Annotated in this window: 30 protein-coding genes; 6 read left to right on the plus strand and 24 right to left on the minus strand. The window is 67.3% G+C overall.

All coding sequences use genetic code 11. From position 1 onward, the window contains the following. The first annotated feature begins 15 nt into the window (after positions 1-15). The 3 genes from ACWDMM_RS31720 to ACWDMM_RS31730 all read left to right on the plus strand — a co-directional run bounded on the left by ACWDMM_RS31720 (position 16) and on the right by ACWDMM_RS31730 (position 2,379). Positions 16-315: a tetratricopeptide repeat protein gene (locus ACWDMM_RS31720; RefSeq protein ID WP_449941240.1), complete on the plus strand. Its 300-nt coding sequence runs from the start codon at positions 16-18 to the stop codon at positions 313-315. An 899-nt stretch (positions 316-1,214) separates the two neighbouring features. Next, positions 1,215-2,021, plus strand: a complete 807-nt coding sequence (locus ACWDMM_RS31725; protein WP_449941117.1) for an AbiJ-NTD4 domain-containing protein — start codon at positions 1,215-1,217, stop codon at positions 2,019-2,021. A gap of 91 nt (positions 2,022-2,112) precedes the next feature. Continuing rightward, positions 2,113-2,379 carry a hypothetical protein gene (locus ACWDMM_RS31730; RefSeq protein ID WP_449941120.1) on the plus strand — a complete coding sequence of 89 codons (267 nt, stop codon included), beginning with the start codon at positions 2,113-2,115 and terminating at the stop codon, positions 2,377-2,379. Between the two features lie 198 nt (positions 2,380-2,577). Here ACWDMM_RS31730 and ACWDMM_RS31735 read toward each other — a convergent pair whose 3' ends face one another. From ACWDMM_RS31735 to ACWDMM_RS31850, 24 genes are all read right to left on the minus strand, one after another. After that, positions 2,578-3,006, minus strand: a complete 429-nt coding sequence (locus tag ACWDMM_RS31735; protein WP_449941123.1) for a DUF4913 domain-containing protein — start codon at positions 3,004-3,006, stop codon at positions 2,578-2,580. Positions 3,007-3,658: 652 nt separating this feature from the next. Continuing rightward, on the minus strand, positions 3,659-3,838 hold the full coding sequence (locus ACWDMM_RS31740; protein WP_449941126.1) for a hypothetical protein: 180 nt from the start codon (positions 3,836-3,838) through the stop codon (positions 3,659-3,661). Beyond that, complete coding sequence (locus tag ACWDMM_RS31745) at positions 3,835-4,164, minus strand: hypothetical protein (RefSeq protein WP_449941129.1); 330 nt, start codon at positions 4,162-4,164, stop codon at positions 3,835-3,837. Before ACWDMM_RS31745 ends, ACWDMM_RS31740 begins: the two co-directional genes overlap by 4 nt. Continuing rightward, entirely contained in the window at positions 4,161-4,340 is a 180-nt protein-coding gene (locus tag ACWDMM_RS31750) for a hypothetical protein (RefSeq protein ID WP_449941131.1), read from the minus strand. Before ACWDMM_RS31750 ends, ACWDMM_RS31745 begins: the two co-directional genes overlap by 4 nt. Next, a complete protein-coding gene (locus ACWDMM_RS31755; protein ID WP_449941134.1) occupies positions 4,337-4,570 on the minus strand; it encodes a hypothetical protein in 234 nt (77 codons plus the stop codon). Before ACWDMM_RS31755 ends, ACWDMM_RS31750 begins: the two co-directional genes overlap by 4 nt. Positions 4,571-4,592: 22 nt before the next feature. Further along, positions 4,593-5,540, minus strand: a complete 948-nt coding sequence (locus tag ACWDMM_RS31760; RefSeq protein ID WP_449941137.1) for a hypothetical protein — start codon at positions 5,538-5,540, stop codon at positions 4,593-4,595. Positions 5,541-5,565: 25 nt separating this feature from the next. After that, the gene (locus tag ACWDMM_RS31765) at positions 5,566-6,297 is read right to left on the minus strand and encodes a hypothetical protein (RefSeq protein WP_449941140.1); all 732 of its coding nucleotides are present in this window, start codon (positions 6,295-6,297) and stop codon (positions 5,566-5,568) included. 45 nt (positions 6,298-6,342) lie between these two features. Then, positions 6,343-7,080, minus strand: a complete 738-nt coding sequence (locus tag ACWDMM_RS31770) for a hypothetical protein (protein ID WP_449941143.1) — start codon at positions 7,078-7,080, stop codon at positions 6,343-6,345. A gap of 40 nt (positions 7,081-7,120) precedes the next feature. Beyond that, positions 7,121-7,963 carry a DUF6551 family protein gene (locus tag ACWDMM_RS31775; protein ID WP_449941145.1) on the minus strand — a complete coding sequence of 281 codons (843 nt, stop codon included), beginning with the start codon at positions 7,961-7,963 and terminating at the stop codon, positions 7,121-7,123. Between the two features lie 18 nt (positions 7,964-7,981). Next, on the minus strand, positions 7,982-8,584 hold the full coding sequence (locus tag ACWDMM_RS31780; RefSeq protein WP_449941147.1) for a hypothetical protein: 603 nt from the start codon (positions 8,582-8,584) through the stop codon (positions 7,982-7,984). Beyond that, positions 8,581-8,847, minus strand: coding sequence for a hypothetical protein (locus ACWDMM_RS31785; RefSeq protein WP_449941149.1), 267 nt, complete (start codon positions 8,845-8,847; stop codon positions 8,581-8,583). The genes ACWDMM_RS31780 and ACWDMM_RS31785 overlap by 4 nt, the downstream gene beginning before the upstream one ends. Continuing rightward, the gene (locus ACWDMM_RS31790; protein WP_449941150.1) at positions 8,844-9,365 is read right to left on the minus strand and encodes a hypothetical protein; all 522 of its coding nucleotides are present in this window, start codon (positions 9,363-9,365) and stop codon (positions 8,844-8,846) included. Before ACWDMM_RS31790 ends, ACWDMM_RS31785 begins: the two co-directional genes overlap by 4 nt. After that, entirely contained in the window at positions 9,362-9,919 is a 558-nt protein-coding gene (locus ACWDMM_RS31795) for a hypothetical protein (RefSeq protein ID WP_449941153.1), read from the minus strand. The genes ACWDMM_RS31790 and ACWDMM_RS31795 overlap by 4 nt, the downstream gene beginning before the upstream one ends. A gap of 30 nt (positions 9,920-9,949) precedes the next feature. Further along, positions 9,950-10,321 carry a hypothetical protein gene (locus tag ACWDMM_RS31800; protein WP_449941155.1) on the minus strand — a complete coding sequence of 124 codons (372 nt, stop codon included), beginning with the start codon at positions 10,319-10,321 and terminating at the stop codon, positions 9,950-9,952. Next, on the minus strand, positions 10,318-10,794 hold the full coding sequence (locus tag ACWDMM_RS31805; protein ID WP_449941157.1) for a hypothetical protein: 477 nt from the start codon (positions 10,792-10,794) through the stop codon (positions 10,318-10,320). Before ACWDMM_RS31805 ends, ACWDMM_RS31800 begins: the two co-directional genes overlap by 4 nt. Beyond that, positions 10,791-11,246 (minus strand): hypothetical protein, encoded by a 456-nt coding sequence (locus tag ACWDMM_RS31810; protein ID WP_449941159.1) that lies wholly within the window; start codon positions 11,244-11,246, stop codon positions 10,791-10,793. The genes ACWDMM_RS31805 and ACWDMM_RS31810 overlap by 4 nt, the downstream gene beginning before the upstream one ends. Next, on the minus strand, positions 11,243-11,551 hold the full coding sequence (locus ACWDMM_RS31815; protein ID WP_449941162.1) for a hypothetical protein: 309 nt from the start codon (positions 11,549-11,551) through the stop codon (positions 11,243-11,245). Before ACWDMM_RS31815 ends, ACWDMM_RS31810 begins: the two co-directional genes overlap by 4 nt. Then, positions 11,548-11,865 (minus strand): hypothetical protein, encoded by a 318-nt coding sequence (locus ACWDMM_RS31820; RefSeq protein ID WP_449941165.1) that lies wholly within the window; start codon positions 11,863-11,865, stop codon positions 11,548-11,550. Before ACWDMM_RS31820 ends, ACWDMM_RS31815 begins: the two co-directional genes overlap by 4 nt. Then, a complete protein-coding gene (locus ACWDMM_RS31825) occupies positions 11,862-12,200 on the minus strand; it encodes a hypothetical protein (protein WP_449941166.1) in 339 nt (112 codons plus the stop codon). The genes ACWDMM_RS31820 and ACWDMM_RS31825 overlap by 4 nt, the downstream gene beginning before the upstream one ends. A 65-nt stretch (positions 12,201-12,265) precedes the next feature. Further along, complete coding sequence (locus ACWDMM_RS31830; protein ID WP_449941169.1) at positions 12,266-12,667, minus strand: hypothetical protein; 402 nt, start codon at positions 12,665-12,667, stop codon at positions 12,266-12,268. Further along, a complete protein-coding gene (locus tag ACWDMM_RS31835) occupies positions 12,667-13,035 on the minus strand; it encodes a hypothetical protein (RefSeq protein WP_449941172.1) in 369 nt (122 codons plus the stop codon). The genes ACWDMM_RS31830 and ACWDMM_RS31835 overlap by 1 nt, the downstream gene beginning before the upstream one ends. A gap of 75 nt (positions 13,036-13,110) precedes the next feature. Further along, positions 13,111-14,856, minus strand: coding sequence for an FtsK/SpoIIIE domain-containing protein (locus tag ACWDMM_RS31840; protein ID WP_449941173.1), 1,746 nt, complete (start codon positions 14,854-14,856; stop codon positions 13,111-13,113). Beyond that, positions 14,853-15,416, minus strand: coding sequence for a hypothetical protein (locus tag ACWDMM_RS31845; RefSeq protein ID WP_449941175.1), 564 nt, complete (start codon positions 15,414-15,416; stop codon positions 14,853-14,855). Before ACWDMM_RS31845 ends, ACWDMM_RS31840 begins: the two co-directional genes overlap by 4 nt. 178 nt (positions 15,417-15,594) lie before the next feature. Beyond that, the gene (locus ACWDMM_RS31850) at positions 15,595-15,912 is read right to left on the minus strand and encodes a hypothetical protein (RefSeq protein ID WP_449941178.1); all 318 of its coding nucleotides are present in this window, start codon (positions 15,910-15,912) and stop codon (positions 15,595-15,597) included. A gap of 775 nt (positions 15,913-16,687) precedes the next feature. Between ACWDMM_RS31850 and ACWDMM_RS31855 the strand changes: the two genes are divergently transcribed. From ACWDMM_RS31855 to ACWDMM_RS31865, 3 genes are all read left to right on the plus strand, one after another. Beyond that, complete coding sequence (locus ACWDMM_RS31855; RefSeq protein ID WP_449941179.1) at positions 16,688-17,263, plus strand: hypothetical protein; 576 nt, start codon at positions 16,688-16,690, stop codon at positions 17,261-17,263. Between the two features lie 494 nt (positions 17,264-17,757). Then, positions 17,758-17,988 carry a hypothetical protein gene (locus ACWDMM_RS31860; RefSeq protein WP_449941181.1) on the plus strand — a complete coding sequence of 77 codons (231 nt, stop codon included), beginning with the start codon at positions 17,758-17,760 and terminating at the stop codon, positions 17,986-17,988. Between the two features lie 105 nt (positions 17,989-18,093). Further along, a complete protein-coding gene (locus ACWDMM_RS31865; protein ID WP_449941183.1) occupies positions 18,094-18,438 on the plus strand; it encodes a hypothetical protein in 345 nt (114 codons plus the stop codon). The last annotated feature ends 538 nt before the right edge of the window (positions 18,439-18,976 follow it).

Here is an 18,976-nt window from a genome sequence, read left to right on the forward strand (position 1 = left end):
AGCAACCTTGGCAACCTGCTCAAACAGCGTGGTGATATAGATGAGGCCGAGCTCTGGTACCGCAGGGCAGTCGAAGCCGGGAACCGCGATGCGATGAACAACCTCGGTGTTCTGCTCGCCGAGCGTGGTGATTTGGGTGAGGCCGAGCTCTGGTATCGCAGGGCGGCCGAGGCCGGGAACCGCGATGCGATGAACAACCTCGGTGTTCTGCTCAAACAGCACGGTCATCATCTGGTCGTGAACGAGTCCTGGTCTAGCAACGCCTTCCAGGTCGGGAAGGGCGGATGGTTAAGGCGGATTTGGGGTGTTCGGTAAACGTTCGTTATCCGAACAGTCCGGCGTGAGCGGCTGTCGATGATGTGACTCGCAGCGATAGGTGGCGGTGATTTCGCTGTCGGGTTGCCCGGTGGCGAGGTGCTACCCGGAGGTTGCAAGCCTGGACTGGCGGCTGCGGCTACCTAGAACACTGCTGAGTGCTGTTGGAGCCTGAGGTCCTTGCGGATGGTCGCCAACAGCTTTTGAAACGACTCTTTGAGAGGTGCGATCTCGGTTGCCCATGAATCCCAGTCATGGTCCGCAGAACCAGCTTCGTGCCGTACACATCGACCAGGTCATCGACAGCCTTAGCAGCTTGGGCGACGTCCGGCGCTCCGTGAACCAGGACGGACATGAAGGCACCGTTCCATCGGTCAAGTGCAGCTATACCATTCGGGCTCATCAGTGCCCAGTTCCTTGGGTCGCCCAAGGCCTGGGTACCCCTCGTGTGGGCGATCTCGTCCTGTACTCGCAGAATATCCCAGTAGGCTTCGGCAATCCTGAGGTAGCTAGCCGACCGTTGATCTCGGCGCCATCGCGCTGATTCGGCTCGGGTATCCCAGAACCGACCGATAGCGATGCCGAACACGCCAGCGAAAGCTGCTACCAGCGCTGTCACCACTTGGCACCCCCCTTCTCTGATCGGCTAGATGCTACAGGCCACACAGAGGTCGCCGACTCCTCAGCAGTCAGTGAGTAGTTCATCATTCGACATTGCCCCGGCGCCAAATGACGACGCGAAAACGCAGCCACCCAACGGTACAAGTCACACCGCAACCACCGACGTCAGGTCCAGCCTCGGACTGTGACGGCGTAGCACAACCTTGGTAATGAGGCTGCTGCCAGTCATCCTTCGGGCTGATTTTCGGAGTGTCAGATCGCTACGGCATCATCCACAGATGCAGTCGTTCTCGGAACGCCACGGTTATGTCAAAGTCCGGTCCGTAGTTCAGGTCGAGGAGATGGATATCCCTCTTCGCACGGCCCTATGGAACGCGACCTTCCTTGTCTACGTGGAGCCCGTTCGAACCAGCTATGGACAGAGCTTCGAGCACTTCCAGTTCATCTGGTCTGGTCTGATGGGTGGGGAGCTGGATCGGTTCCCTACTTTTTTCAGCCAGTCGCTGAAGGATTGGATTCTGACTGAACCCTGGAACAGGGTCTACGACCTTCTTGAGTACCTGAACAGCTACGAGGATCAGAGCGAGCTCTACAACGCGGTGCTCGAACAGCACCTCGCGGGATACCGATTTTTGAACGGGCGCATCGTCCCGATCTCCGACAGTCACGAGCTCACGGAGATCGAATCGGCCGTGACCCTGGGTAGCGGCCCGGTGAAACACCATCTACAGCAGGCAATTCAGCTGCTGTCCGACCGAGATACGCCGGATTACCCGAACTCGATCAAGGAATCGATCAGCGCTCTCGAGGCCTTCCTCATGCCGATCACGGGCAAGAACACTCTCGGTCAGGCATTGACCGAGCTGAAGGCTAAACGGGTTGCGGCTGGCCGGTTCGAGCACAAGGCGCTGCTCGGCGCCTGGTCCCAGCTCTACGGCTGGAGCAGCGACGAAAACGGTATTCGCCACGGCGGGGAGACTGTCCCACACGAGGCCATCACCCAGTCTCTGGCTCGCTACATCCTCATCACTTGCGCGGCGTTCATCAACCTCATGACCGCCGAACAGGCTGCTGTGACGCCGTAGGGCGCCCGTACCGGGTCCGTGCGGGTTACCTCGGTGACTTACTCGGCCTGACTTCGTCGTGGAGTTCCGCGGGCCCGGATACCGTGACGCCGTGACCACCGACCAATACACACCTCGCGGTGACTATCAGTCGATCCGGAGCGCTGCCGCCCACCGCATCGAGCAGTACGAAGACGAAGCGGCCAAGACTCGATTCGACCCGAAACAAATCGGCGTCCACGCCCGTGTCCTGAAGAAGCTCCTCAACGCACATACCACCGCAGACGAGTCCGTCGGATCGGACTGCGCCGAGTGCAGCCAGCCGTGGCCTTGCGACAGCATCCACATCATCTTCGTGCCTCTACACGCTCTCGACTGATTCCCCTCGCAGAAGGGCAGGATTCCCGCGGAGAGCCGGTCGATAGATGTCAGTCACAGTGCTATGTCAGCAAGTGTCCTTATGGTTGGGCGCATGACCGACATCGCGCCCCTAGCGGGCGGTGTTCGGCGACCCGACGCGGCCATTTTCGGACGCCAAGGGGTGATCGATCAGGAGGGCGCTCGGCGGTCCGGCTTCTTATGCCGCCGGTGCAACGGCGGCGGTCGTCGACGGGGTGAATAGATCGGCGGGAACTGCGTCGACTGGCAGCGGCTGCAGCAAGTCTTTGTGACCGGTGCGTGGGCTGCAGAACTTGAAGCAGCCATCGGGGTCTAGCAGCTTCGGCATGTGCAGATCGGCGTGGTCGCACCACCAGGCGCTGACGCCCAGCGGTCCGGTGGCGTGCAGTTCCTCGTAGGTGCGCCACAGCGTGTGCAGCCGATGTAGCGCTTCGGGGTGGCGCCACCATTGCGGGCACCAGACCCGTTCGTGGGTGTCGGTGACCTGACGCGCGTAGGCGTACACCAGGAATCCGTGCACGAAGTCACCCAGCGACGGGTACTCCAGCGGAGGGGCGGTCGGCCGGTTGGGGGCGGAATTGATTGTGGGCCAACGCTCGTCGACCATTGAACTCTCCTTCGGGCAGGCAGCCGAGGCGCTGCTGGTGTGGCAGCGCCACCGGGCGGATGGTCGCGGACTATCGGCTCCTCTCCGGTGTCGCGGCGCGAGCGCGCTGCCCACGTGCAGCGCCGCGGGATGGGCGGGTGAGGGGGTCATCGCAGCCGGTGGGGGCGGCCGTCGGGAGGGCCGCGGAGGCGCACAGTTGGGCGATCAGCTCTCTGCTGCGGCGGATCATGGCCGGGGCTTGTGCGACCAGCTGCCTGTTGCGTTCGCGGGCGGCCGGGGTCAATTCGAAGTCGGTGATGTCTTGCATCGTCTGGCCCTTCCGTGGCGGGGAGAGAATTAGAGCGGGACCAGGCATGTAACGGATGCCTGGTCCCGCCAGGTGTGGGGCGAACATCCATCAACAGTCTAGACTGTAAGACTGTAAACAGTTCATATTTCCGTGTTTTTTCTTCGTCGCGCCGCTGGCCGGCCTCGCTGGCGCGTTCTGCGGCCCAGGCATCGATCCGGTGCAGGACGGTGGCGCGATCTCCGGTGGCTTCGAACAGCGGCTACCCGGCCTCGTCGCCCGCGGTGGGGTGGTCGAAGGTGCGGCCTTCGCCGAGTTCGTCGCCGTCGGGCTGGACGAGGGTGACCACGGTCGTGACTCCGCTGCTCATAGCGCCCGCCAGCCGAGGACGAATCCGGCGCCGAATCCTGCCGCGATGCCGATCGTGACGGCGGCGACCGTGGTGGTGGCGTTGACCGAGCGCCGCCGCGGTGCGGGTTCGAGCTGGTAGGCGACCAGCACCGGCTGTGCGAGTCCGTTGGTGGCCGGGTGAATGGTTGTGGTCATGGCAGGGTGGTCCTTTCGAGGTCGGCGATGTAGATGGCGGTGGGCAAGGTGGCCGCCACCGCGGCGCCCGCGACATCCGGGTGGATGGTGATGCCGGCGCGGGCGGCCGGAGCGAGTGCGCCGAGGAGGATGTCGACTTCGCTGCGGAGTTTGGCGGCCGCGGACATCAGCCGGGGGAGCTGCCCGTAGTCGGCGGCGTCGACGACGCTCAGCGTCGCGGCGACCACATCGGCGGTGCGAGCGGCCATTTCGGCAGTCAAGGCCTCGTGGTCGAACGAGACCGTGGCGGCCGCGGATGTGGCGGGTGGTTCCAGGACAGTGGTCATGAGGCCCGCCTCCCGCGTTGCTCGGCGAGCTGGTAGATCGACGCGGGCTCTCCGATGTGCTCCCGCTGGCCGCAATCGCCGCAGATCAGCGTGGTGCCGTGGTCGTCGTCGATTTCGTCCAGCGGTGCCAGGCAACCCGGGGTCGCCGTGCACAGCAGGTCGGTGCGGCGCCTCATGACCGCTCGCGCCCTGCCCTGCGGGTCTGGGCACGTCCCCGGGCCTGGCGACGCGGCCCCGCGCCGTCGAGTTCGCGAGTGCGGCGGACGTTCTCGGCCTCACGGCGGACCCGCTCCCGTTCCTCGTCGCTGATCGCGCTCATCGCCTGCCGGGGACTCGCGTCCGGCGGTAAACCGTGCTGGGTGAGGGTGGCCGCCAGCCATGTGCGGTAATCGGTCTTGTCGGTCATGGTTTTCCTTCCCGGGGTGCTTTCAGAGGCGGATGTGGTCGGCAAGGTCGGTGGTGGGGCGCACGGCCCAGTCGATCTGCTTGCCGAGCCGGGTGGCGTAGCCGATCTCGCCGCGGGTGGATTCGCCGATGTAGCGGGATTCGTCGGTGACGACGACGATCCAGTCGGCCATGTCGATCTTGCGGCGGTGCAGCTCGTCGAGGCGCGCCTTCGCCGCGCTGTCCTGGTCGGCGGGTGCGACGACCCGGAATGGGGCCAGCACGATCACTCCGGCGTCGGTCAGTTCGGCGGCGACGGTGAGCATGTGGGCGTGGAAGCGCATGCTGCCGCACAGCGTGACCGTAGGCGGCCGGGTGGTGAGCTGCCCAGCGGCACGCAGCAGCGAGGCCTTCGCCGCGGGCGCGGAAACGTGGTCGGCGACCAGGCCTGCTGCGTAGTCAATCAGCGGCTCCATCTTGACCAGCGCGTTGAGGTAGACCTCGCGCACCGTGGTGGTCCCGCCGACGTGCACCGCGTTGTCGGGGACCAGTGCCATACCGATGTCCTCGGCGAGCTCGACCAAGCGGCGGATCTCGATGAGGATCTCGGCGAGGATGCGCCACTGCCCGGGATGGAACTGCTTGTTCTGGTCCAGGCCGACGTGCTGTCGCAGCGGATCGGGGAGCTCGCCGAGCAGGTGATCGGCGACCACGACGGTGTTGACGGGCCCGGCCGCGAGGAGATCCGTCAGGCGCTGGGCGTGGCCGGCGATGGTCTGAGCGAGGGCGCGGACGAGGTCGGGGTCGTCGATCTCGCGCAGCATCCGCAGCAGCTGCGCACCGATCCAGGTGATCTCCGACGTCACCGCGATATCGGCGCGGGTGGAGTGGGTGGTCGACGGCGCACCCGGATCGAGTGGCTGGTGCTGGGGCAGCTCGGCCACCTCGTCGTGCAGGGTGACGACCAGTGGTGTGTCGGTGGGTTCGGGCATTTCTTCCTTTCCTTCCTCGGGTGTTTCAGACGGCGGCGGGGGTGGGCAGGTCGGGAAATCCGTGCAGGGTCAGCGGGTTTCCGTCGGCGATTTCCTGGCGCCACTGGCAGACCCACTCGCCGAGCGCATCACCGGAGTCCAGGGCGGAGGCCAGTTCTTTGGCTGCGCGGTCGGCGGCCGCGGGGTCGATGCGGTGCAGGACGGCCAGCAGCCATACCTCGCCGTAGTTGGCGGTGTGGATCCCCGCGAGCATCCATCCCAGGTGGTTGCGCAGTTCCTCCCCGAATGCGGGGTCGAGTTCAGTGGCGCGGGTGGTGAGTTTGTTCACCAGCTCGCTGCGGCGGGCGTCTTTCGCGCCGTCGTCGAGCAGCGTGCCCAGCAGCGACAGCGCGGGCTCGTTCTCGTCACCGGCCCACTGCGGCCACGGCCAGGCGGGGGTGTGCGCGGTGGCGTTGCGCCAGTAGGCGGCTTTGATCGCCTCGGCCTGCTCGGGCGTCGGGCGGGTGAACGTCGCCCAGTCGATGGGCAGTGCCTCCAGTTCGGTGGCGAGCCGGGCGAAGTCGAAGAGGTTGTCGTGGGTGATCGCGCGACCGGTCGGGATGTGGGTGAGCGTGCGCCCGTAGTCGGCGAACCCGACCATGCTGTCCTCGCCGATCGCCAGCGCTGGCGTCACGGCGAAGTGCTCGCTCAGCTGTTGCCCGGTGACGGTCACCTGCACGCCGTTGCGGAGGCGGACGGTGATGGGAACCAATGCCATGAGATTTCTTCCTTTTCTTCTCGGATTGCCGGTGCGCTGTAGGGGTCAGACAGCGGCCGGTGCGGGCAGGTCGGGGAACCCGCCGGGCAGCTGCATCGGGATCTGTTCGGCGATTTCCTGGCGCCACTGGTAGAGCCATTCACCGAGGTCCTCGCCGTGTTCCCAGGTGTTGACGAGGTGCTCGGCGGCGCGGTCGGCGGCCGCGGGGTCGATGCGGCGCAGCACCCCGAGCAGGTAGACCAGCCCGTAGGCGCGGACGGTCTCGACCGCACCGGCCGCGATCAGGTGCCCGCTGACGGTGCGGCCGAGCTCCGGATCGTGTTCGGTGATCTGCTTCTCCAGCGCGACCCGCATCTGGCGGCGGTGCTCGCTGTTGGCGAGCTGGTCGTCGAGTTCGTGGACGATCAACGACAACGCGGGAGTGCTCTTGTCCCTGGCCCATTTCGGCCACGGCAGATCGTCGGACGAGTCGTTCCACAGGCCGCGGTAGGCCTCGTTGATCAGCGCGGTCTGCTCGGCGGTGGGCGCGGTGAGAGTCGCCCAGTCGATCGGCAGTCCCTCCAGCACGGTCGCGTAGCGGCGCATGCTGATCATCGCGTCGTGGGTGATCGCGCGCCCGGTCGGGAGGTGGACGAGGCATTTGCCGTACGCGGAGAGCCCGAGCGTCCCGTCGTCGTGGACGGTGAGAGCGGGGGTGATCGCGAAGTTCTCGGTCACCTGGTCGCCGGTGACTGTGACCGGGCCGTGCTCGCAGGTGGGGATGGTGACGGTGATCAGTGCCATCGAGTTATTTCCTTTTCTTTCTCGGTTGGGGATGGGTTGGTCAGCGGGCGAGCTTGGCGCGGTCGAGCTTGCGGGAGCGGCCGTTGTTGTAGGCGGCGAGCATCACGAGGGCGGTGAGCTTGCCCGCGGAGCCGTTCTCGGTCTCGCGCAGCGTCTGAGCGCGCGCTTTGATCTGGCGGGGTGCGAAGTCGATGAGGACATCGCCCAGGCGGGCGTGGTCGAGGTCGTTGTCGTAGCTGTGCAGGATCAGCGCCAGGCCGAGTACGAGCGGGCCGTCGACGGCGTCGAGGCGGCGGCCCCAGACATCGGCGATGAACCGCAGCACGTTGCCCAGCAGCAGGGTGCCGCCCATTCGGTGGATTCGCTCCAGGGTTGAGGTGCAGCGGATGTTGCCGTCCTTCGGGGCGGTGTCGATGGTCAGGCCGGCCTCGGCGACGACGGTTTCGATGTCCAGCACGAGCGGCTCGCCGGAGGCGCGGCGGGCTTTCCACCGGTCCCAGGTGTTCAGGCGGCGGGTCTTGGCATCGATCTCGTGGAACAGCAGGGCTTCCTGGGTGATCGACAGGCCTGTGTGGACGTTGGCGACCAGGGCCATGTTCGGGTCGCGCAGGCCTGCGGCGGCCCACCGGTGCTGGCCGCTGATGATGGCGTAGCGGCCCAGCGGGTGGCGCGGTCCTCGGTCGGAGACCTCCAGGACACCGACCAGGCGTGGATCCCACTCCCGGGCGATTCTTCTGGCTCGCGCGGTGTCCAGGTCTCGCTGGTAGACGTGGTCGACGAACATCTCCTCGACCCGGATGGCGGAGATGTAGATGGCAGGTTTGGTGTCCTCGGTGGTCGGCCGGGCGATGGCGGGGCGGTCGAGTACCGCGGTATCGGACATGGGTTTGGTCTCCTTGGATCAGGTTGTGGCGGTGCGGATTTGTGCGACTTCGGTGTCGCGTTGGGCGCCGAGCAGCAGTGCGGCGGCCTCGTCTATGACCCGGCTCGGGGTGTCGCGGTGTCCGCAGGGGTTGGTCCAGGTCTGGACGCGGCCGCGGCGGACCGGGACGCCCCGCGGTTCGCCGCAGCGCGGGCAGTGGCGGCAGATGTCGACGGTGCGGATCGGGCCGAACGCGCCGAGTGCCCAGGCCGGCCCGCCGATGCGGTCGCGGACGGTGACGGTGAGCCACGAGCCGGGTTCGAGCTGCTCGGTGAGGGCGTGGCGGGCGATGGTGGCCGGGTCAGCGGCCGCGATGGCGGCTTCGCGGCGCAGCCAGCGTCGCCACAAGTAGACCGCCAGCGGTCCCTGAGTCCGTCGGAGGTGGGCGGTGCAGGGCGGGCAGGCCGGGGCGCCGAGGTCGACGGGGTCGGGTCGGGTCGGATCGGCGATGAGCACGACGCCGCAGCGTGCGCGGGGGATCCTCAGCTTCAGTACGTCGGCGAGCACCCATTCCAGCCAGGTGACGTCGTGGACGAAGCCGTAGTCGGGGTCTGGATGCTGCGGTTGCGGAGGTTGGTTCATCGCTGCTCCCCTCCACTGCGGACGCGAGCGGCGGAGTGGCCGCGGCGGGCGGCGATCTGCATCAGTTGCATGTGCAGCTCGTGGGCGTCGTCGACGGCGTAGTCGTCCCAGGGCGGGGTCGGCGCCATCTCGCCGCACGTGCACGAGCCCGACCACAGGTCACGACCCGCCACGGCGGAGGCGGTCTCGACCCGGTCCATGAGCAGCTGGTGCGCGGCCTGGTCGATGTACGGGTCCTCGGTCCAGTGCGGCAGATTCGTCATCGACGTGCTCCTCGGTGTTCGGCGGCCAGGTGCGCGGCCGCGGCGGACAGGGCGGCGGCCGCACCACGGATGCGGCCGAGCTCGGCGGACCACACTGAGTGCCGCAGATTCAGCAGCGCGCCGGTGATCAAGCGGGAGTCCCCGGTCAGCCGGGCCCGCAGCGCGTCGGGCAGCGGCTCCAGGTCGACGTACGCGCCGAGGCTGGTTCCTGCGTGGTGGGCGGTGCGCAGCGCGGCGTCGAGCACTCCGGCCTGCGTGGACAGGTCGCTGGCGCGGATCCCGACCTGCTTGCGGTCGTCGAAACCGTCCAGAGCGTCGAGCACCGCGACCGTGCGGGTCGTCACCGCTGCGGTCCGTTCGACGATCGCCGTCATCAGCTGCTGGCGCGTCCATTTGCGCGGGTGTGGCGCCAGCAGCGCGATGCGGGTGCGGTAGTAGCCCTCGTGGTCTGGCGGCAGACCTCGTACGGCGGCGTACGGGTCGTAGATGTCGGGGTCGGAGGCCGGTGCGGTGGTCACTGGCCGCTCTTTCCCGCGGTGTGCAGCGTGCTGGCGTGGGTGACGGCGATGCGGGCGGCGGCCAGGATGCCGTCCAGGCGGGCGGCGCGCTCCGGATCACCGACGGTGCGGTGGTGCACGGTGGCGGTGGAGGCAGTCAGGGTGATCAGATCGGTGGCGGCGGTGAGCATGTCGGTCACCCAGCCGGGACCGGCCGACTCGGGTTCGAGATCCAGATGGGGGCGCAACGCGGCAGGCAGTTCCTCGCGGAGGAGGTCGACGAACTTCGCGCGGACCGCGGCTTCTCTTTCGGCGTCGAGGTAGCCGTCCATGCCTTCCAGCGCCAGGTTCAGCCGCTCGATCGCGCGGCTGATGCGGTATGTGGCTGCATGGAGGTGGCTGGGGCGGCGGATGTTGCTGAGCAGGTCGAGGAATGCGGTGGCGAGCAGCGCGAGATCGTGCGCGGCCAGGATGGGCAGATCGCGGTCGTCGTCGCGCTGGTCGGTGGTCTCGACCCCGTCCTGCAGCATCTCGCCCGGATCCGTCGGTTCGTGCAGTTCGGAAGGTGTTGGCATGGTGGTGGTGTCCTCTCGGATTCGGGGTGGTCACTCGCCGTGGTCGATCAGCGCGTAGTCGCCGGACCAGAAATCGGTGTCGCCGAGGTGGTCTCGGTGCGCGATGAGGTAGTCGGTGAAGGCGTGCTCGGCAGCGTCGGTCTGCTCGGCGAGGGCCGGATTGTCGGCGGCATGCAGGTTGAGCAGCTTCTCGCGCAGCTCGAGCGCGCGGGCGTGTACCGGGTTCTCGTGGGTTCGGCAGGACGCGCACAGCAGCTGGCCGTCGCGCTCGATCCAGTCGACGGCGTGGTCGATCGCTGCCTGCGGGGTCGGCCAGGCCACGGCCGTCTCGTCCTCGTACTCCTCCTGGTAGCCGCAGGCGTCGCAGACCGCGGCGTACACGGTGAATTCCTTGATGCTCATCGCGATTGCCTCTTCTGGATCTCGGTAGTGGCCTGGCGCAGCACGCTGGCGGCGAATTGCAGGTGAGCGCCGACGTTCCCGCCGATCCGGTCAGGGTGGTCGGGTTCGGCGCCGCCGGTGGCAGTGGTGATGGCCCACGCGGCGTCGGCGCGGTCGATGAGCTCGATCGCGGCGGAAAGCAGGTCGGTGATGTGCGGGAATCCGGCGTCGGGTGCACCGAGCAGTGGCCTGAGCAGGATCGGCAGCGCGGCGTGCAGCTGGGCGATGTCGATGCGGCCGCCGTGCTCGCCGAGCTCGGTCAGCGAGTTGTAGAGGCGCGCATCGTGATCCGAGCTGCACACCAGGTTGGCGGTGGCGGGTGTGTGCCCGACCTGGGCGAGGACGTCGACGAGCAGCTGCGCCCAGGCGGCCAGGTCGGCGGCGACCTCGGTCTGGAGCGCAGCGCGGTCGGTGGCGGTGTAGGCGGTGGTCATGAGGCGGATCCCTCCAGCAGTTGCAGCAGGTCGGTGGGGCCGCCGGACAGATCCAGGTCCAGCAGCTGGGCCAGCACGGCGACCGCGTGCTCGTCGCGGCCCGGGCGGCGCGCCCGCCAGGCGGCCAACGCGTCGCGTGCCTGCTGGCGGGCGTGGTCGGACAGACTGTTGGCGTAGCGGCGCAGCCGGGCAGCGGAAATGGTGACGGCGGGGATGTCGCGGCCTTTGGTGTTCAGTCGCAGGCGCTGCTCGCGGATCTCGTATCCGCAGTCGTCCCAGGCCGGGCGCAGCTGGTACACCCTGGCGGGCAGATGGGACGCCGACATCCATGTCTGCATGAACTCGCTGACCGCGAACTGATCGCCGGCGAGCGCGCCCAGGACGCGGCCGACGCTGGTTCCCCACAGCAGCAGCCGCTCGTCGTGGGTGAGGATTTCGCGCGGGATGCTCATCGCCGATCACTCCGCTCGAGCGCGGCCGCGGCGCGGGGGCTGATGCCACAGAGCGGGCAGCGCCGCGATGCGCCGCCGGTCTTCTTGAGCTGGCGTTCGCGGCGGCGGCCGCCGTCCCAGGTACGTGCCAGTTGCCAGTCGATGCCCGCGTTCTTGATGACGGCGAGCAGCCGGGCGCCGCGGCCGGCGCGGTGTTCGGCGAGGCGAGCGTCGAGATCGGTGGTCCAGCCGGTGTAGTGGCGGGCGTGGCGGAACGGCTTGTCGAAATGCAGCAGGTAAACCGTGCCCTCGTCGGTGGCGCTCACAGGTCGTCACCCCCATTCCGGACCGGTGCGCCGATGAGATGGTGCAGGTTCTCCGGGATCTGTGTGCGCACGAGCCGGACCAGGGTCGGCGCGTGCAGGGGCTGCTCACTGGAGTCGAGCAGGTGCGTGCCGAGCGCGTCGGCCTGGTCGGCGAGGTCGATCACCCGCTGATACAGCGACTCGGGGTCTTCGAGGCCGTCGGTCAGGGTGGTAATGAATTGGCGTGTCAGCGCGGCGATCTCGGTGCCGAGCGCCACCTCGGTGGCGTGCTCCTCATCGCCGGTGATCTCGTCGTGAGGCAGGGAAATGGTCATCGCGCATCACCGGGGCGGGTGCGCACGGTGATGTCCTCGGCGCCGAGGCGGTCCAGGATCGCGACCAGCTCCGCGACCGTGGTCGGCCGCTCGGCCGCCAGCGCCGCGAGGAACTCGGGGAGCTGGGCGAGCGCGCCGAACGCGTCGTCGAACACGCGCAGCTTCAGTGAGGAGTCTGGGGCGAGAGTGCCGGGCGGGAGCTCCTCGAATTCGAATTCGGCTTCCTCAGCGCCGTCCTGGTCGCGGACCGCGACGGTCAGCGTCGGGCGCTGCACTCGCTGCGGGTTGGTGTACCAAGCTTCGTGGACCAGCACATAGGCGGTGGTGTTTGGCATCGGTGGGCCCTTCCGTGATCATGGGGAAGGGACCAGGCGTGTAACGGACGCCTGGTCCCTTCTGGTCAGAGGACTCGGCTCGGATCGGGTCGCAGGACGGCCGCGGCCGCAAGCACGCTCATCGCGGTGTGCTTGACGCGGCAGATCGCCCGGTCGGGAACACAATCCATGTGTTCACGCGCGACCTGGTGGGCCTCCTCGACGGTGAGGTGGCTGCTGTCGTGGCACGACCAGCGCGAGGCGATCCATTCCTGGCCATGGATCGGGCCGGTCGCGGGCAGCGCGTCCGTCGGCGGCGCGGCGGCCACCAGCGTGGCGTCGAGTGCGTCGATCATGTCGTCGACGAGCACAGCCATCTCCTTGACCGAACGAACTTTGCGGACTCGGCGGCGCACCTGGGTGCGCAGCTGGGCCATCTCGTCGTCCTCACGGCTGCGGAACGGGTGCAGCAGCGTGTCCAGCGTCATCACCGCACCGCCTTCGCGGCGGCGAGCGTGCTGGAGGGCTGCCACGGGCCGGTGGTGACGCCCGCGGATCCGATGACGACCGCGCGGACCATCAGCCGGGGCCGGTAGTCGCGGCGGCGGACGCCGTAGACGGTGACGGCCTGTTCGATCACGTCGAGCAGCTCGTCGGAGGCGGGGCGGCGGGAGTGGAACACGCTCGGATCGGTGCCGTTGGGGTCGATCGCCCGCAGCGACGGCTTGCGCCACCACTGCTTGTTGGGCAGTTCGATGGCCCACTCGGCGCGGTGCCGCACACCCGGGATGTGGTGGTCGACGGGCCAGTACGGCACCGGATCGTTTGCGGCGAAGGGGATTTCGGTGGTCGTCATGACCGGGATTCCTTCCGTGGAGGGATGGGAACTTTCACCATTCTAGACTGTCAACAGTCTGACAGTCTAGAAGTTTCAGGCCGACTCTTCGTCCTCGTCGTCGCGATCGCGGTCGGTGTCCAGCTCGAAGTCACCAAGCTCGGCGAGTGCCTTGTCCAGTTCCTCGTCGAGGGCGTCGGCCTCGTCGATGGCCTCGGCCAGCGCCTCGGAGAAGGAGTCGTCGCCCTTGGAGTCGTCACCGCGGCGGGTGAAAACTCCGGCGTCCGGGATCGCGGAGGTGGTGCGCTGGTAGCGCGGCCGCTTGACCATCGGCACCACGTCCGAACCACCTGCGGCCGAATCGGACTCGCTTCCAGCCGCTTCCTGCTGCTCGAGCGTGGGATGCGGATAAGGCGGGTAGGCCTGCGCGGCCCAGTCCAGGACATCGGTCGGGACCCAGTAGGCACGCACCCGGACGATTTGGCTGGAGCCTTCGTCGACGACGTAGGCCACGCCTTCGGCGCCCTTGTCGGGGATGGTGGTGTTGGCCGCGCCGCGCTCCATGGCGTGGTGGTCGCCGTAGGTCATGACGATCTGCTCGGGGGAGACCATGCGCAGGCCGATGCGGTACTGGAACAGATCCCGCAGTACGCCGAGCACGGCCTTGTTGCCGATCTGGGTGTAGGCCGACACCGACACGCCCAGCGCGCGACCCAGCCGCAGAATGCTCACCATGAGCCGCAGGAATTCCTTGCGGGACTCGGGGTTGTCGAGCAGCTCGGCGATCTCGTCGATCATGAGGTGGTAGGCCGGAGCCTGGGGGGTGGGAACGTGCTTGTCGATGCCCGCGGCTTCCATCGCGCGGCCGCGCTGCTCGACGATCGTGTAGCGCAACCGGCGCAACATCAGTGCGGCGCTGGTTTCGCTGGTGGCGACCTCGTGCACCAGGCCGCGGACGTTGGCCGCTTCCACACCGAATTTCATGTCGATCATGAGGTTCACCAGCAGCCCGTCGCGGGCGGCCGGAGCCGATGCCAGCAGCACCGACCGCAGGAACCCGGACTTACCGGCGCCGGGGGTGCCGACACCGAGGAAGTTGCGGTACAGCAGCGGCACCATCCACCGCTCACCGTCCTCACGCAGGCCGGTGTTCAGCGAAGTCAGATCGACCGGCTCGGCAGGCACCGGCGCCGCCACGCTGGAGACCAGCGGGTCGTTGGTGCGCACATCCAGGCAGATGAACCGGCCCCTGGCCTCCACCACGCGCACGGCCTCGGCGTCCAACGCGACCGCGAGCTGCTCGAGGCGGGTGGCGTAGTGCTTGGGTTCCTGGCCGGCCAACATCCGCAGCCGCAACCGCGCACCGATCGCCACCGGCCACACACCCTCATCGGGCGGGAAGGCCGAGGTCGAAGGCTCCAGCTGAGGCCACGAACCCGGCTCGTTCTTGGCGAAATTCGGCTCGGTACCCAACCCGAACGCCGACCACATCGCGCACGCGCTCCACGGATCGCACAGCGTTTCCACCACGTGCCGCACCTCGGCCGGGAACGTGGCCAGCCACCGATCCCATGCCTGCTGCTGCGCGAGCTCAGCACGCTGGGCCGCGCGCCGCCGCGACACCCGCGACATCACCGCCACCCCGACGACCGAACCCGCGGCGCAGACCACACCGAGCACACCGGTCGATCCGGACGCACCGAGGTTCTCCGCGGTGAAATACGCGGTAGCCGTGACCAGGAACCCGCCGCCGACCGCGGCCATGCCCAGCGGCGCGATCAACTCGGCGGGAGCCTGCATGCCGCGGTCGGCCATCTTCACCAAACGCTGCGGGCTGGTCATGCCGCACCTCCCAGCACAACCGAGGCCTTGATGGCCTGCGCGGGGCGGAACACGAGGTCGATCTGAGAGGGCTTCCCCTCCACCAAGCGCACGCGGCCGGCGACGGCGCCGAACATCGGTGCGAGGACACCGATCTGGTTGGCCCAGTCCCGCGGCACCTGGTGCTCCAGCATCTGCACCCGCACCACATCGCCGGCGCGCTCACTGGTCACCGACGCCAACCGCGGCACCACCCGCACGCCGCGCTCGGTGCGAGTCAACCCGGCCTCGAAAGTCGCCCGCGCCCAACGGCGGCGGTACCGAAGCGAGCGAGCGCTACGGCTGAACGCCTGCGTGCACGTGCCGACCAGCACCGCCGCGCCAGCCAGCACGAGCAGCAGCCCGAACAGCACCGGCACCACGACACCCGCAGCACGTTCCGCGAGATCCGGAGACCACCACAACGGGCGCGTCCAGATCGCCAGACCAACCGGCGCGCCTGCCAGGACGAAAACATTGGTGGGAAGGGAGGATTTACCCTCTGCCCGCGAGGTGCATGCAGGGGAGTGGTCCGTGGCCATCACGCCACCGCCCTGACACTGCAACGCGGCCCGCTGAACTGGTTCAGCCGCAGTGAGGAAAAAAGTAGAAGAAGCATGTGCTGAGGATCATGCGCGGGCGTACCCCAGCGGCAGAGTTGCGGTGCTGCCTCCGGTGCTGCCAGTGATGCAGCACCGGAGGAAAGATGAAGGCTTGCTGCTACTTGCCTGGAAGGAGATTGCGCTCCAGCATCTCGCCGCGCAATGCGCTCAGATCGACCAGCTTCTCCAACCCGAGTTGCGCCAATTCTTCCGGCGGCAGGAGCCATGCCCGGATGAGAGTTTCGAGCATCGCCTGCTTGGTCAGGCTCTCCTGCGCAAGCTTCACCCTCAATGCGCGGTCGATTTCCGGGTCCAGCCGAATTCCGGTCAGCGGTTGGTTCTTGCGCTGCTCGGACTCGGGTTTCGAACGCGGTGGCATGTCCAACATGTTCGCATGTAAACACCACCGCTCCGCTATATGCGCCTCGAGGGTCATATGTTCCCAACACCTTCTTCACCGCCTTATTTGTATACATCAATACATGTATACATCCATCGCGGGTATGGCACAACGCCTTTGGAGACATGGATGCGGCGTGCAGCAGCCCTGTTTGCGGGCCGGGCGAGGAGCACTCAGGGACATGGCTGCGTGCGAGGATGACGCGCTGCGTGGTGAGCTGATCAGCCAGCTCTCCGCCGCGCGCTCGACGGTCTCGTGTGCCAGGCCGAGCGCGAACGCACCGAGCGGACGTGGAGTGGTTCGACCTGCTTATCGCCGAGCTGCGTCCGATGGCCGAGCAGGCGCACACCACGAGGTGGCGCTCGGTCTCTGGGATGTCGTGGCCCGACACGGGCCCGGGCCGTGGCCGAGCGAGGATCTCGCCGGAATCGCGGACGCGGACCTGGCGACGGTGCGCCGGATTCTGGACGCGCTCACCGAGTCGGGGCTGGCGTGCGCCGGGAGGTGCTATTGCTCCGCGATCCGGAGATGCCGCGGCATGCGAATGGCGCCGGGGTGAAGATGCGCGGCGAGACCGCCAGCGCCATCGTCTTCGGAGGAGTCCTTACCGTCGCTCCGAAGGGACGCGACGATGAGGTGAAAGTAGGCGCTGATTCGACTTCTGACCACCGGTAACGCTCGGATCGCAGTGGGCTTTCGGTGGCTAGGCCGGGGACAACTACCTGCCGTCGTGGCCGACTCCCAACCTTCTGATCCGTAGTAGTCCTGACTGCGCGACCGCGCCCTGGGCCCGGCTGGCAGGATGGCGCCGGTGAAAGACTGGGCAGCGGTCGATTTCGCGGCGGAATGGAAGGACTACGGGCCTTTCGTCCAAGGTCTCGGCGCGATGCTGGGCGCGATCTTTGGAGCCCTCATCGCTGGTTACTTCCTCACCCGGAACTCGAAGAAGACCCCTTACGAACAGCTCGAAAGCCTCATGAACGTTCGTGAGGACTGGCCCGACGGGCTCGACGGCCTCGAGACTGTGGACCGCTCCATCGCGAACACCCTCGCCCAGATACGAAATCTTGAGGTCGGTGCCCACAACCTCTCGGAGACCGCCGTCGAGCGGCAAGCGGATCGGTATGCAGCGTTGCAGGCCAAGCGTTCGGCCCTGCTGCCGTACCGCCTGACGCTCGTGTCACTGTGCCTGACGGGTGCGTTGTTCTCCGTCCAGACCGGAGTACTACCAGTCGGGTACTGGGGTGCCGCTATTGCCTTGGGCATGGCGATAACTCATCTGCAAGAACATCGCATCCTTGTCCAGCTGAGAGATTTACAGGAGCGTGAGAAGCCACCGAACACGAGTGCTGACCCGAGCGATGGCACGGCAGAGGAAAGCAAGTAAAACGGCCGCTCCGTCGAGGTGCTCGGATCTGGCGACTCCTCCTCATCGCGGTTTGGCGGCGTGACGCGAGCTTTCGGTGAGTCACCGGGTTGTGCTCGACGTGATCTTGGGAACCGGCTGCCGTCCGCTGAGTTCAGGCACGTACTTGTAGAGCGTCGATCGGCGGCCAGGCCCTCGTTGGTGCCGTCGACGATCAGCTCGCGGATGAATTCGGCGAGGGCGGCGAACACGTGGAAGACCACCAATCGGTAATGCAGGACACCGGCGCCCGCTTCATGCGACGGTGGACCGCACTGGGCGAGGGTGATCAGACCTCCGAAACCCCCGACAAGACCGAACCGCAGAACGCGCCCACCCGCCGGTCGGATCGTTGCGCCACCTGACGGCGCGAGAACACCGCCACTCGGCGCCGCGAGTCACAGATCCATGGGCCGCTCCATTTTCGGAACAGTCAGCCGACACCCATGTCTTTGCGGCGTTCTACTGTTGTGCCCATGTCGAATTCACGCGTCTACCTGACGCAAGCCGCAGCCGATTCTCTGCCGGGAGCCCAGTTCTACGGCCTCGTCCGCGACCCCGCCGACTCGGCGGTCGTCTATTTCGAGGCGACGTCGGCAAACGTCTCCGACGAGGACGGGTGGCTCCGTGTCCGAGTGGCGGACGAGAAGGGAAATCGACTGATCATCCTTCCTCCCACTGCCGTTGCGGCCGTCGTGCGACTGTAAACGGGTAGGGGGTACTGGGGGTCGGGTCTCGCCTCACGGATGAGTGTGTAGCTACACGCTAGGATTCGCACTTGGGTTCGATAAGCGAGCCTGCACCCGCGCGACGTGAACGCTGGTCTGGAGTTCCCGAGCGCGACCGGATACCACTACCGGCCGGACGCCTACCCGCCCCGGCCGGTCTGGGTGCGCCTGGATGCACTACTGCTCCGTGACCCCGAGATGCCGCGGCACGCGAACGGCGCCGGGGTGGAGATGCGCGGCGAAACCGCCGGCACCCTGACCCACTGGATCCCGACCGTGGACGGCGACTGGCTCGGCCGGGTCACCTACACCCTCCGGTATGCCGACGGCCGGGCACCGCTGCAAATGCGTGACCAGCTGGTGCCCACCTACGCACTTCGCCTCCGCGAGGGCACCCACTCGGATACCTGCCGGACGCCGGAGGCATAGAAGACGCTGCGGTCGAGATCAAGTTTCCCGGGGACGTCTACGACGCCTACATCCCAAGCGGCTTCGTCGGACGCGTCCGGCTGCACTTTGGCGTACAGCGCAGCGTGAAACTCGACCCGGTCACCGACGACCTGTACACGTTTACGACAAATGGTCGCCGAGAACGCCATCAGCACCTGTCCGCGGCACCCGAACGGCGCCGGGGTGGAGATGCGCGGCGAAACCGCCGGCACCCTGACCCACTGGATCCCGACCGTGGACGGCGATTGGCCTCGGCCGGGTCACCTACTCCGTGCGCTACGCCGATGGCCGAGAGCCGCTGCGGATGCGCGACCAGCTGGTGCCCGCCTACGCGCTTCGTCCCCGGACGGGACGGCTACCACTTCGACTACATCGGCCACGATGTGAGGCAGTTGACAATCGGGGCCAGGAAGGGCCGCTATACGGCCTACGAATGCGAGACCCCCGGCTGGTCGTCCGGCGTGTCGAGTGACGCAGCTCCCACGACGCGCCGTGTCGCGGTGACACAAGTTGTTGT

It is taken from the genome of Nocardia sp. NPDC003726, assembly GCF_053586955.1.